We start from the raw sequence: 12,910 nt of genomic DNA on the forward strand, positions 1-12,910 counted from the left end.
AGATCCCCTTGCGCTGACGGACAAGTCGGGCGGGCCGCTCCGCAAGCGGCCCGCTTTTGGTCAATTCAGACCTATTCCTTGGCCCGGTAGGCGTCGGGAATGACGAAGATCTCGTCGGCGCGGCCGTAGCCGCCGTCGGGAACCTCCTCGATCAGCACCATCGTGTTGGGACGCACACCTTCGCCGAAATAATCGACGAACATCTGCGTGGTCTTGTGGACCAGGTCCTCTTTCTGCGCCTTCGTGAGGGCGGCTTGCGGCATCTTGAAGTTGGCAAAGGGCATTTCCAGGTTCCTTTCGGGTTGGGTTTCAGGGCTTTGGATGAAGAAGGTCGGCAAGGCCGATGCGCTCAAGGAGCTGGGCGCGGACGCGGTCAGCGACGCCGTTGACGATGGCCGCACCGTCATCGGACGGATCGATATGGACGCGGAACGGCCGGCGGCCATGCGGCATCGCCACCAGATCGACGATGGCCTCGGCGACTTCCGAGGGATCGGCATCGGCAGGCTCCAGGCCGGCAAGGCCCTTCAACGCCTGGTCGTCGACGCCGGCATAGGGGCCGGACCAATAAGCGGCGGCTCGCCCGGTGTCGGCCGGCTTGCCGGAATGGGCGAAATGCTCGGTGCCCTTGGTAAAGGCGCCCGGCACGACGATGCTCGTCTCGATGCCGAACCGGGCAAGCTCCAGCGCGTAGCTCTGCGCCAGCGCGTCCATGCCTGCCTTGGCGGCAAAATACGGCGCGAGGAAAGGCGGCGTGCCGCTCGATCCGACCCATATCATCAAGGCCCGGCCAAGCGAGCGCATGCCGGGAAGGACTGCCCGGTTGACGCGCTGGGTGCCCAGCACATTGACGTCGTAGAGCGCAGCCAATTGCTCCGGCGTGAAGGCTTCGGCAGGCCCGAACACCATATGGCCGGCATTGTGGATGACGACGTCGATGCTGCCGGCTTCCGCCAGGATGGTTTCCACGGCCGCCTCGATCGACGGTTCCGACAGCACGTCGAGCGCGATGGCGCGGATCGCCAGCTTCTCCTCGCGGGCCAGTCTTTCGACCTCGGCCGCGGCGGCGCCGCCGCGCGCCTGCGGATCGCGCATGGAGGCATAGACCCGGTGGCCGGCTCTGGCGAGCGCCTTCGCGGTCATGGCACCAAAGCCGCTCGATGCGCCGGTGATGAGAATTGTCTGCTGCATGGTAGCCTCTATCCCTAGATCGCGCCGCCATTGGCGCGGATGATCTGGCCGTTGACCCATTGGCTGTCCGTGCCGGCAAGGAAGGCGACGAGCCCGGCGACATCGTCGGGCTGGCCGAGGCGGCCGAGCGGGATGAGCCTTGTGATCGCCTCGATCTGCGCGGCGCTCTTGCCGTCGGTGAAGAGTTCGGTGTCGATCGGGCCGGGCGCGACGGCGTTGACGGTGATGCGGCGCGGGCCGAGCTCCTTGGCAAGGATATGCGTCATGGCTTCGACGCCGGCCTTGGTCACGGCATAGATGCCGTAGGCCGGCTGGTAGAAACCCACGACACTTGAAGAAAAATTGATGATGCGGCCGCCATCGTTCAAGCGCCTTGCAGCTTCGCGCATGCCGCGGAACGTGCCGCCGAGATTGACTGCGAGCTGGCGTTCGAATGCGGCGTCGTCGGTGTCCGCGATCGGCGACAGCCGCATCATGCCGGCATTGTTGACGAGGATGTCGGCCTTGCCAAAGGCCTTTTCGGCCGCGTCGAACAAGGCGGCCATGCCGCTCGGTTCGCCGATGTCGGCCTGGACCGCGAGAGCGGTGCCGCCGGCGGCCTCGATGGCCGAGACGACCTCGCCGGCTGCGTCCTTGCCGCGCGCATAGTTGACGATGACGGCGATGCCGTCCCGGGCGAGCCGTTTGGCGATCGCGGCGCCGATGCCTCTCGATGCGCCTGTCACGATCGCGGTTCTTGTCTTGTGCATGATCGATCTCCGTTCATTTGTTGTGGAGCGGATATAGATCCTCCGCCCTTCCGGATAATCGGCCGGCTATTGACAGCAGTATTCGGACGGAGCGAACAATCTGCCATGGATCGATTGGACAGGATGCGGCTGTTCGTGCGCGTGGTGGAGCGGCGCAATTTTACCGCGGCCGCGGCCGATCTTGGCCTGCCGCGCTCAACCGCGACCGAGGCGATCCAGCAACTGGAGGAGCATCTTGGGACAAGGCTGCTGGACCGCACCACGCGCCATGTCGCCACGACGCTCGACGGGCAGGCTTATTACGAGCGCTGCCTGTCGATCCTGGGCGAGGTGGAGGATGCCGAGGCCGGGTTCCGCAGCGCCGAGCCGCGCGGCCTGTTGCGCATCGATGCGCATCCGCTGCTCACGCAGCGCTTCCTGCTGCCGCAATTGCCGGCCTTCCTCGAACGCTATCCCGGCATCGATCTGCATATCGGCCAGGGCGACAGGCTGGTCGACCTGGTGCGCGAAGGCGTCGATTGCGTCATCCGCGCCGGTGAACCGCAGGACAGCGGCATGATCATGCGGCGGCTGGCGATGATCGGCGAGATCACCTGCGCCAGCCCAAGCTATCTGAAGCGCCACGGAACGCCGGCATCGCCCGAGGCGCTGGAGGGTCATCAGGCCGTCTGCTTCGTTTCCTCCCGGACCGGCGACATCCTGCCGCTCGAGTTCACGGTCGGAGCGAAGGTGCATCTGGAAATGCTGCCGGGCCGTGTGCGCGTCAACAATTCGGACACCGCGGCAGAGCTCGCGCGCCTGGGCTTCGGGCTTCTGCAGGCACCACGCTACCGGCTCGAAAAAGACCTGGCCGACGGGACGCTGGTCGAGGTCCTCAAGGATTTCCCGCCGACGCCGACGCCGTTGTTCGCGCTCTATCCGCAGAACCGCCAGCTTGCTCCGCGGCTGCGCGTCTTCCTGGAATGGGTGTCCCGCATATTCGCCGAGGCAAGACTCTAAGCATCGGCGGCATCACCGCTGCAAACCGTAGGGGATTTGAGCGAAGCCGGTCGATGGGCAAACCTCAAGGTCATTATACCCATTCGCGCACGTGCCCGTTGACAAGCGTGCGTCCGCTCGTGTTCTATTTCGCAAGCGCACAATTTCCCGCGTAACACATAGCGTCCGGCATGGCCGGGCAAGGGCAGCATGGCCTCGCCGCGTCTCATGAAAGCATGGGGTGCGTGTGGGGCCTTTGTTTTTTTGAGGTCCGGGTGAAGACGTTCAGGGTCGGCATCCTCTATTCGACCACCGGTCCCTACGGGGCGATCGGCCGCGACTGCCGCGCCGGCGCCGAGTTCGCCATCGAGGAACTGGACAAGGCCGACAGCGCCGTGCGCATCGAGCCGGTCTTCGGCGATCCCGCGGGCCAGCCGGAGCGCTACCTCGACCTGATCCGCACCATGCTGCGCTACGATCACTGCCGCAACGTGATCGGCACCATCACCTCCCTGTCGCGCAAGGATGTCATCCCGCTGGTGGAGAAATATGACGGGCTGCTCTGGTATATCTGCCCCTACGAGGGCTTCGAGGCCAACGAGAACGTCATCTACACCGGCGCCTGCCCAAACCAGCATCTGATACCGCTGTTCGACTACATGCTGCCCCGCTACGGCAAGCGCGTCTATCTCGCCGGCGCCAATTATGTCTGGGGCTGGGAGATGAACCGGCTGGCGCGTGAGCTTCTCACGCGCGCCGGCGGCGAGGTGCTCGGCGAGCGCTATCTGCCGATCGAGGAGACCGATGTCGGCCTGCTGATCGCCGATCTGGAGCGGCATCGGCCCGACTTCATCTTGAACAACATGATCGGCCCTTCGAGCTACGCCTTCCTGGCCGCCGTGCGCCGGCTGGCCGACCGCGATCCCGCCTTCGCGCCGGAACGCTGCCCGGTGCTGAGCTGCGATCTGACGGAATGCGAACTCGGCGAGATCGAGCCGGGCACAGCCGTCGGCCAGCTTTCGACAGCCTCTTATTTCGAAAGCCTGGAATCGCGCGAAAACCGGATTTTCAAGCAACGCGTCGCCGCCCGTTTCGGCGCCGAGCGGCGCGTCTCCAGCTTTTTTGCCGGCGCCTATGCCGCCGTCATGCTCTGTGCCGAGGCGATCACCGGGACCCATGGAGACGACCCCGCCAGCGTGCGCGCTTTCCTGCATGCCCGACCGCGGCAGACCGTGCTCGGACCGCTCGCCATCGATCCACGCACCAATCATGCGGCCCTGCCTTTCAATCTTGGCCGCATTAACGAGCAGTCCGGTTTCGACGTCATTGCCTCGCATGGCGCCATCGTCGCCGATCCCTATCTTGTCGGCACGCTGGCCAGCCAGCCCGTCCCGCATCTGAGGGTCGTGCAATGACGCGGACCCCGAATTTCGTTTCCTGGCGCGCCGCGATCCTGCATCGCGCCGACGACAACATCGAGCGCTTGAAGCGTCAGCTCGAACGTCTCGGCGTGACCGTCCTGGTGCAGTGGAAGCCGCTCGATCTCGCCGAAACGCCGGCGGACATCGTCCTGGTCGACGCCGACCAGGGGTGGGACGATCTCTTGCCATGGGACGGCGACGACGCGCCTGTCCCGGTGGTCGCGCTGCTCGGCTCCGAAGCGCCGGGCCGCATCGCCTGGGCGCTCGGAAAGGGCGCCGGGGCGCTCATTGCCAAGCCGGTCACCGCCTCCTCGGTTTATCCAGCGCTGGTGCTTGCCACGCACGCCCACCATGAGCGCACCGCCGTCAAGGCGCGCATCGCCGGCCTGGAGGAGCGACTGCGGCTGAGACCGATCGTCTACGACGCGATGCGCTCGATCATGGCCGTGCAAGGCGGCGATGAGACCGGCGCCTATCGCACGCTCTGCCGCCTCGCCATGCAGCGCCGGCTTACCGTCGAGCACGTCGCCGCGGCAATCGTTGCCGGGCACGAGCCCGTGCCGCGCGCGATGTAGGCCGCCGGCATGCGGGTTCTGCGCGAATTGATAAGACGGCCTTCCGCCCTCTTCGGGCTGATCGTGGTCGTGCTCGTGCTGCTGGCGGCGATCTTCGCGCCATGGATCGCGCATTTCTCGCCGGACGATCAGCTTGCCGACGGCCTGTCGCTCGAAGGCGCGCCGCTGCCGCCCGGCGGCGGCCATCTGTTCGGCACCGACACGCTCGGCCGCGACCTCTTCGCCCGCGTGCTGTTCGGCGCCCGCACGTCGCTCATCATCGGTCTCGTCGCCAACGGCGTCGCCGTCGCGATCGGACTTCTCGTCGGGCTGCTCGCCGGCTATCTGCGGGGCGCCGCCGGCAATTTGCTGATGCGCTTCACCGACCTGATGATGGCCTTTCCGGCTCTGCTGCTCGCCATCGCGCTCGCGGCGCTCCTGAAACCCAGCCTGTGGATCGTCGCCATGGTGATCGCCCTGGTGAACTGGGTGCAGGTCGCCCGTATCGTCTACACCGAAACGCGCGGCCTGGTGGAACGCGACTTCATCGTCGCCGAGCGTTCGCTGGGCGCCGGCAACGGTCGCATCATCCTTCTGCACATCCTTCCCCATCTGATGCCGACGGCCATCGTCTGGGGCACGCTCGGCATCGCCACCACCGTGCTGCTCGAGGCGACCTTGTCCTTCCTCGGCATCGGCGTGCAGCCGCCGCAGCCCTCCTGGGGCAACATCATCTTCGAGAGCCAGAGCTATTTCCAGGATGCGCCCTGGCTGGTGTTCATCCCCGGCGCGATCATCCTCGCCACGGCGCTGTCCTTCAACCTGATCGGCGACGCCCTGCGCGACATCCTCGACCCGACCCAGCGCGGAAGGCTGTGACGATGGCCTTCTTCCTCGCCCGCCGTCTCGTCCAGGCCGTGCTGATCCTGCTCGGCGTGGCCGCCATCACCTTCCTTCTGCTCTATTTCCTGCCGGCGGACCCCGCCGTGCTGATCGCCGGGCGCTCCGCGACGCCGCAGATGGTAGCCGCCATCCGGCATGAGCTCGGCCTCGACCAGCCTTTGGTCATGCAGTTCCTGCGTTATGTCGGCAATCTGCTGCATGGCGATCTCGGCCGTTCCTATACGCAGAAGACCGAAGTATTGCCGCTGATCCTGGCGCGGCTGCCGGCAACGCTGGTGCTGATGGCCGCAGGCATCGTCGTCGAGGTGGCGCTCGGCCTGACCTTCGGCATCATCGCGGCGGTCCGGCGCGGCGGCTTCATCGACCGCTCGGTGATGATGCTCTCCTTCGTCGGCGTCTCGTCGCCGCAATTCGTCGTGGCATTGCTGCTTCTCTATGTCTTTGCCGCCACGCTCGGCTGGTTCCCGATGTCCGGCTTCGGCACGGCGCGGCATGTCGTGCTGCCGGCGCTCACGCTCGGCGTGCTCGGCGCCGGCTGGTACGCGCGCATGGTGCGCTCGGCCATGATCGAGGTGCTGCGCCAGGATTATGTGCGCACCGCGCATGCAAAGGGCCTCAGCGGCCGTCGCGTCGTGCTTGGCCACGCGCTGCCCAACGCGCTTTTGCCGATCATCGCCATGGTCGGCATCGACATCGGCCAGTTCATGAGCGGCGTGGTCGTGGTCGAGGCCGTCTATGGCTGGCCCGGCATCGGCCAGCTCGCCTGGCAGGCCATCCAGCAGGTCGACGTGCCGATCATCATGGGCGTCACCCTGGTCTCGGCGCTGGCCATCGTGCTCGGCAACCTGCTCGCCGACTTCGTCGCCCCGTTCGTCGATCCCCGCATCCGCAGCCAATAACCAACAAGACCGACAGAGGAGTGAACTCAATGAACAAATTCGCCAAACAGATCAGCCTGGCGGCGCTGCTTGCCGCCTCGGCCCTGGTGCCCGCCAGGCTCGCCTTCGCCGACACGCCGACCAATGGCGGCGACATCATCGTCACCTATAAGGACGACATCGCCACGCTCGACCCCGCCATCGGCTATGACTGGCAGAACTGGTCGATGATCAACGCCCTGTTCTCGCGCCTGGTCGACTACAAGCCGGGCACCACGGAACTCGGACCGTCCCTTGCCGACAGTTACGACGTGTCCGACGACGGCAAGGTCTATACGTTCAAGCTGCATCCCGGCGTCAAGTTCACCAACGGCCGCGCGGTGACGGCGGCGGACGTCAAATGGTCGATCGAGCGCGCCGTCAATCCCAAGACGCAAGGTCCGGGCGCCGGCTTCTTCCACTCGATCGTAGGCGCCGACAAGATGACGGCCGGCACCGCCGACACGATGGAGGGCATCACGGCGATAGACGACCATACGGTGAAGTTCACGCTTTCGCAGCCCGACGCCACCTTCCTCAACGTGCTGGCGCTCAACTTCGCTTCCGTCGTGCCGAAGGAGGCGGTGGAAGCAGCAGGCGGCGACTTCGGCAAGCATCCGGTCGGCTCCGGCGCCTTCACGCTGAAGGAATGGACGATCGGCCAGCGCCTCGTCTTCGTGAAAAACCCCGACTATTTCATCAAGGACCGGCCGCATGTCGACTCTTTCACGATCGAGGTCGGCCAGGAGCCGCTGGTGGCGCTTTTGCGCCTGCAGAAAGGCGAGGTCGACATTGCCGGCGACGGCATCCCGCCGGCGAAATATCTGGAGATGAAGAAGTCGCCCGAGTTCGAGGGCATGATCGTCGACCGCCAACAGCTGGAAACCAGCTACGTCACTTTGAACACGCAGGTAAAACCCTTCGACAATGCCAAGGTGCGGCAGGCCGTCAACATGGCCATCAACAAGGACCGCATCGTGCGCATCATCAACGGCCGCGCCACGCCGGCAAGCCAGGTGCTGCCGCCGCTGATGCCGGGCTATGACCAGAACTACAAGGGCTATGCCTACGATCCCGAAAAGGCCAAGGCGCTGCTTGCCGAAGCCGGGCTGAAGGACGGCTTCTCGACGCAGATCTACACCTCCAACACCGATCCGCAGCCGCGCATCACGCAGGCGATCCAGCAGGATCTGGCAGCGATCGGCGTCAAGGCCGAGATCAAGGCGGTGGCCAATCCGAACGTGATTGCCGCCGGCGGCACGCAGGGCCAGGCGCCCATGGTCTGGTCCGGCGGGCTCGGCTGGATTGCCGACTTCCCGGATCCGTCCGACTTCTACGGGCCGATCCTCGGCTGCGGCAGCGCGGTTGCCGGCGGCTGGAACTGGTCTTGGTACTGCAACAAGGACATCGACGCCCGCGCCCAGGCGGCGGACGCCATGCCGGTGCCGGCCAAGGCCGAGGAGCGCAACAAGGCCTGGGCGCAGATCTTCACCGACATCCAGACCAATGACGCGCCCTGGATCCCGGTCTTCAACGAACGCCGCGTGGTGGCCAAGTCCAAGCGCATGGGCGGCCCGGACGAGATCTACATCGATCCGACCCGCGTCATCGACTACGAAGCAATCTATGTGAACAAGTAGGCCGTCACATTTTCCGGCGGCGGGCGTTTGGCCCGCCGCCGGCCGCCTTTCAATGATGCCGCCAAACGGGAGGGCGGCTTGCCAAAGACAAACGAGAAGCAACCATGTGCGTGAAGTGCGACTACACCATCCATCGCGCCAGCCACCATTTCGGCTGGAACCGCGATTTCGAGCCGGCGCTGACGGCCAGGCCGGGTTCGACGATCCATTTCGAGTGCCTCGATTCCTCCGGCGGACAGTTCGATGCAAACTCCACGGTGGCGGATGTCTCGACCATGGATTTCGGCAAGGTCAATCCGGTCACCGGACCGGTCTATGTCGAGGGCGCCAGGCCGGGCGATGCGCTGAAGATCACGCTGCGCCATTTCGAGCCGTCGGGCCTCGGCTGGACCGCCAACATTCCGGGCTTTGGCCTGCTCGCCGACCAGTTCAAGGAGCCGGCGCTGCACATCTGGAAATATGATGCCGCCTCGCTGGCGCCGGCGCTCTATGGTCCGGGCGGGCGCGTGCCGCTGAAACCCTTCGCCGGCACGATCGGCTTGGCACCGGCCGAACCCGGCCTGCATTCCGTGGTGCCGCCGCGCCGTGTCGGCGGCAATCTCGACATCCGCGACCTTGCCGCCGGCACCACGCTCTATCTGCCGGTCGAGGTCGAAGGCGCGCTTTTCTCGATCGGTGACACGCACGCCGCCCAGGGCGACGGCGAGGTCTGCGGCACGGCCATCGAGAGCCGCATGGACGTCCAGGCGACGATCGAGCTGGTCAAGGACGCGCGGCTGGAAAGTCCGCGCTTCACCACGCCTGGCCCGGTGACCCGCCACCTCGACGGGGCCGGCTATGAGGTCACCACCGGCGTCGGACCGGACCTGATGACAGCAGCCCGCGAAAGCGTCATGCGCATGGTCGACCTGCTTGCCGCCGACCATGGGCTGAAGCCGATCGACGCCTACATGCTCTGCTCGGTCTGCGGTGATTTGCGCATCAGCGAGATCGTCGACATGCCGAACTGGGTCGTCTCGTTCTACTTCCCAAGGATCGTCTTCAATTGATGACGGCCGGGCGAGGAAGAGATGCCGTCCTGACCGTCGACAATTTGTCGGTCGACGCGCTTACGCCTGAGGGCGCGAGGCGCGTCATCGACGGCATCAGCTTTGCGCTGGCGCCGGGCGAGACGCTCTGCCTTGCCGGCGAGTCCGGCTCCGGCAAATCGGTGACGGCGCTTTCGATCATGCGCCTGTTGCCGCGCGCCTCGCTGCGCATCGCCGGCGGCGACATCAGGCTCGAACGCCAGTCGCTTCCGCGCCTGCCGGAGCGCGCCATGCGCGATGTGCGCGGCGGCGAGATCGCCATGATCTTCCAGGAGCCGATGACGTCTCTCAACCCGGTCCACTCGATAGGCGCGCAACTGACCGAGGCGATCCGCATCCACCAGGGCGCGGAAGGTTCAAGCGTCGAGCAGCGCGCCCGCGACATGCTGGATGTCGTGCATATCAGCGACCCGGCGCGACGCATGAAGCAATATCCGCACGAGCTTTCCGGCGGCATGCGCCAGCGGGTCATGATCGCCATGGCGCTGTCCTGCCGGCCGAAAGTGCTGCTGGCCGACGAACCGACAACGGCGCTCGACGTGACGGTGCAGGCGCAGATCCTGAAGCTGATGCGCGAGCTGAAGCGCGAATTCGGCACCGCCATCATCCTCATCACCCATGACATGGGCGTCGTCGCCGAGATGGCCGACCGGGTGGCCGTCATGCGCGACGGACGAATCGTCGAAGCAGGCCCCGTGCTCGACATTTTCGAGCGGCCGCAAGCCGACTATACGCGCGAATTGCTCGCCGCCGTGCCGCGCCTCGGCGCCTTCGCGGGAACCGACGCGCCGCCTCGCGTCACGGCCACCCCCCGGCCGCCGACGCCGAACGGCGAAGCGCCCGTGCTTTCGGTCAAAAACCTTGTCGTCGACTACGGCGCCTCGTCCAACCTCTTCCGCCGCCGCGCCTCGGAGGCGCCGGCGGTCCAGGATGTCTCCTTCGAGATAAGGCCGGGCCGCACGCTCGGCCTCGTCGGCGAAAGCGGCTCCGGCAAGTCCACCACCGGCAAGGCCGTGCTCGGCCTTGTTCCGTTCACCGGCTCGGTGATCATCGGCGGCACGTCCATCCACCGCCTCTCGGCGAGCGCGATGCGGCCGGTGCGCCGCGCAGCGCAGATGATCTTCCAGGATCCCTACGCCTCGCTCGACCCGCGCATGACGGTGGGAGCCGCCATCGCCGAACCGCTCGTCATCCACGGCATCGGCACAAAGGACGAGCGGCGAGAACGCGTGGCCTCGCTTCTTGCGCGTGTCGGGCTCGAAGCCGATCATGCCTTTCGCTATCCGCATGAATTTTCCGGCGGCCAGCGCCAGCGCATCTGCATCGCGCGGGCGCTGGCGCTCGAACCGAAGCTGATCGTCGCCGACGAAAGCGTCGCGGCGCTCGACGTGTCGGTCAGGGCGCGCGTGCTCGACCTGATGCTGGAGCTGCAGGAGACACTGGGGCTTGCCTATCTCTTCATCTCGCACGACATGGCGGTGGTCGAGCGCATGAGCCATGACGTCGCTGTCATGCGCGGCGGCCGCATCGTCGAAGCCGGCTCGCGGCGCGCGGTGCTGTCGTCACCGCGCGAGGACTATACTCGCGAACTGATCGCCGCCGTGCCCATTCCGGATCCGCGTGTCGCTACCCTAACATAGCGTAACCGATTGCGGGACCGCCGCAATTCCCGAGTGGCTGGCAGCGCCAAAGGGAAATCACTTGCCCCCTCAGCTATTGCGCGTCGCCACGAACGTCGCGGCCTCCTTGAGCAACTCCGCCTCTTCGCCATAGGGCTCGAGCAGCGCATGCGCCTGGTCGATCAGGCCGTGCAACTGGCCGCGCGCCCAGTCGGGGCCGTGCAGTGCGGCGAGCGTCGCCTTGCCGGCGGCGGCGTCCTTGTTCGTCGCCTTGCCCATCTGCTTGGCGTCGGCGGTGAGGTCGAGCAGGTCGTCGGCAAGCTGGAAGGCAAGGCCGATCGCCGAGCCGAACTCCGCCAGCCTCTCGCGGTCCGCGGGCGGCGCGCCGGCGACGATCGCGCCGGCCTCGCATGCGAAGCGGATGAGCGCGCCGGTCTTCATGGCCTGCAACGTGATGATGCCGGCCTCGTCCGGCCGGTTGCGCTCGGCTTCCAGATCGAGCATCTGGCCGCCCACCATGCCGCCGGCGCCGGCCGCGCGCGAGAGCGCCAGCACGAGCGCCACCCTACGCTCGGCAGGCAAGGCCGTCGCCTCGTCGGCGATGATGTCGAAGGCTAAAGTCAGCAGCGCGTCGCCGGCGAGGATCGCTGTCGCCTCGTCGAAGGCCTTGTGCACCGTCGGCTGGCCGCGGCGCAGGTCGTCGTCGTCCATCGCCGGCAGATCGTCATGGATCAGCGAATAGCAGTGCACGCATTCCAGCGCCGCAGCGACACGCAACGTCGCGTCATTGTCCGCCGAAAACAGCGCGGCACTTTCCATGACCAGAAAAGGGCGCAGCCGCTTGCCGCCGTTGAGCACGCCATGCCGCATGGCCGCCATCAGGCGCTCGGGCCGCGCGATCTCACCGGTGAGCGGACGCGCGTCGAGGATGCGGCGCAGCTCCGTCTCGACGGCGGCGGCGCGCATGAAAAGGGCGGATTCGAAGGCGATCTGGTCGTCTTTGCTCATGTCCGGGACCGGTAGCCGACACTCAGACATTGCGCAAGCTGGCGCGCGCCTTTATGCCGGAGAGGGCGAGGCACGGGTGGGACGGCTTGACGGAACCGATCGTCGAAGATGGAAGCGAAGGGCTGGACATGGCGCGGTCGCGGCGCCTGAGCCGCGCCAGTCTGAGGCGCATCGGCCGGCGCTGCCTGGTCGTCGCGCTCGTGCTGGCGGCCATCCCGGTCGTGCTCACCTTCCTGTACCTGCCGTCCTTCGTGCACCCTGTCTCGACGCTGATGCTGAAGGACCTCGCGACTTTCTCCGGCTACGACCGGCGTTGGGTATCGATCGATGACGTGGCGCCGGTGCTGGCGAATTCGGTGATCATGTCGGAGGACGGGCAGTTCTGCTTCCATCGCGGCGTCGATCTGGGCGAATTGCGCGGCGTGGTCGACGACGCGCTGGCCGGCGAGGCGACGCGCGGCGCCTCCACCATCACCATGCAGACGGTGAAGAACCTTTTCCTGTGGTCGCGGCCGCTTGGCAGCGTGCGCAAGGTGGTCGAGCTGCCTTTGGCCGTCTATTTCGATGCGGTGATGTCGAAGCGGCGGATCATGGAGATCTATCTCAACATCGCCGAATGGGGGCCGGGCATCTACGGCATCGAGGCCGCCGCGCGGCATCATTTCGGCATCTCGGCCAGGCAGTTGTCGCGCAGGCAGGCGGCGCTGCTGGCCGTCAGCCTGCCCAACCCGATCGAGCGCAATCCGGCCAAGCCCGGGCCGGGACTGAGACGTCTTGCGAGCTTGATCGAGCGCCGCGCGAGCCGGTCCGGCGCCTATGTCGGTTGCCTTGATTAGGCGTAT

The 12,910-nt window shown here is 66.3% G+C and carries 13 protein-coding genes; 9 read left to right on the plus strand and 4 right to left on the minus strand.

Translation table 11 applies throughout. From position 1 onward, the window contains the following. Positions 1-71: 71 nt before the first annotated feature. Genes DPM35_RS23700 through DPM35_RS23710 form a run of 3 tightly spaced genes read right to left on the minus strand, consistent with a single transcriptional unit; the run spans position 72 to position 1,940 of the window. Positions 72-284 carry a tautomerase family protein gene (locus tag DPM35_RS23700; protein ID WP_112129631.1) on the minus strand — a complete coding sequence of 71 codons (213 nt, stop codon included), beginning with the start codon at positions 282-284 and terminating at the stop codon, positions 72-74. 25 nt (positions 285-309) lie between these two features. Continuing rightward, a complete protein-coding gene (locus DPM35_RS23705) occupies positions 310-1,191 on the minus strand; it encodes an SDR family oxidoreductase (RefSeq protein WP_112129632.1) in 882 nt (293 codons plus the stop codon). Positions 1,192-1,205: 14 nt separating this feature from the next. Next, a complete protein-coding gene (locus DPM35_RS23710) occupies positions 1,206-1,940 on the minus strand; it encodes an SDR family oxidoreductase (protein WP_181592110.1) in 735 nt (244 codons plus the stop codon). Between the two features lie 105 nt (positions 1,941-2,045). Between DPM35_RS23710 and DPM35_RS23715 the strand changes: the two genes are divergently transcribed. From DPM35_RS23715 to DPM35_RS23750, 8 genes are all read left to right on the plus strand, one after another. Next, positions 2,046-2,939, plus strand: a complete 894-nt coding sequence (locus tag DPM35_RS23715; protein ID WP_112129634.1) for a LysR family transcriptional regulator — start codon at positions 2,046-2,048, stop codon at positions 2,937-2,939. Positions 2,940-3,193: 254 nt separating this feature from the next. Beyond that, on the plus strand, positions 3,194-4,333 hold the full coding sequence (locus DPM35_RS23720) for a transporter substrate-binding protein (RefSeq protein WP_245431624.1): 1,140 nt from the start codon (positions 3,194-3,196) through the stop codon (positions 4,331-4,333). After that, on the plus strand, positions 4,330-4,914 hold the full coding sequence (locus tag DPM35_RS23725) for an ANTAR domain-containing response regulator (protein WP_112129635.1): 585 nt from the start codon (positions 4,330-4,332) through the stop codon (positions 4,912-4,914). Before DPM35_RS23720 ends, DPM35_RS23725 begins: the two co-directional genes overlap by 4 nt. Before the next feature lie 9 nt (positions 4,915-4,923). Further along, on the plus strand, positions 4,924-5,772 hold the full coding sequence (locus DPM35_RS23730) for an ABC transporter permease (RefSeq protein ID WP_112129636.1): 849 nt from the start codon (positions 4,924-4,926) through the stop codon (positions 5,770-5,772). A gap of 2 nt (positions 5,773-5,774) precedes the next feature. After that, positions 5,775-6,695, plus strand: coding sequence for an ABC transporter permease (locus DPM35_RS23735; RefSeq protein ID WP_112129637.1), 921 nt, complete (start codon positions 5,775-5,777; stop codon positions 6,693-6,695). Positions 6,696-6,724: 29 nt separating this feature from the next. Then, positions 6,725-8,353: an ABC transporter substrate-binding protein gene (locus tag DPM35_RS23740; RefSeq protein WP_112129638.1), complete on the plus strand. Its 1,629-nt coding sequence runs from the start codon at positions 6,725-6,727 to the stop codon at positions 8,351-8,353. A 104-nt stretch (positions 8,354-8,457) separates the two neighbouring features. Beyond that, positions 8,458-9,402 carry an acetamidase/formamidase family protein gene (locus tag DPM35_RS23745; protein ID WP_112129639.1) on the plus strand — a complete coding sequence of 315 codons (945 nt, stop codon included), beginning with the start codon at positions 8,458-8,460 and terminating at the stop codon, positions 9,400-9,402. Beyond that, positions 9,402-11,081 (plus strand): ABC transporter ATP-binding protein, encoded by a 1,680-nt coding sequence (locus tag DPM35_RS23750; RefSeq protein WP_112129640.1) that lies wholly within the window; start codon positions 9,402-9,404, stop codon positions 11,079-11,081. Before DPM35_RS23745 ends, DPM35_RS23750 begins: the two co-directional genes overlap by 1 nt. Positions 11,082-11,150: 69 nt before the next feature. Here the strand turns inward: DPM35_RS23750 and DPM35_RS23755 are convergent, their stop codons facing one another. Further along, complete coding sequence (locus tag DPM35_RS23755) at positions 11,151-12,068, minus strand: polyprenyl synthetase family protein (protein ID WP_112129641.1); 918 nt, start codon at positions 12,066-12,068, stop codon at positions 11,151-11,153. Positions 12,069-12,196: 128 nt separating this feature from the next. On the opposite strand from DPM35_RS23755, the gene DPM35_RS23760 reads away from it, so the two are divergent. Next, positions 12,197-12,904 (plus strand): biosynthetic peptidoglycan transglycosylase, encoded by a 708-nt coding sequence (locus tag DPM35_RS23760; protein ID WP_181592117.1) that lies wholly within the window; start codon positions 12,197-12,199, stop codon positions 12,902-12,904. Positions 12,905-12,910: the final 6 nt, after the last annotated feature.

It is taken from the genome of Mesorhizobium atlanticum (assembly GCF_003289965.1).
GTDB classification, from domain to species: domain Bacteria; phylum Pseudomonadota; class Alphaproteobacteria; order Rhizobiales; family Rhizobiaceae; genus Mesorhizobium; species Mesorhizobium atlanticum.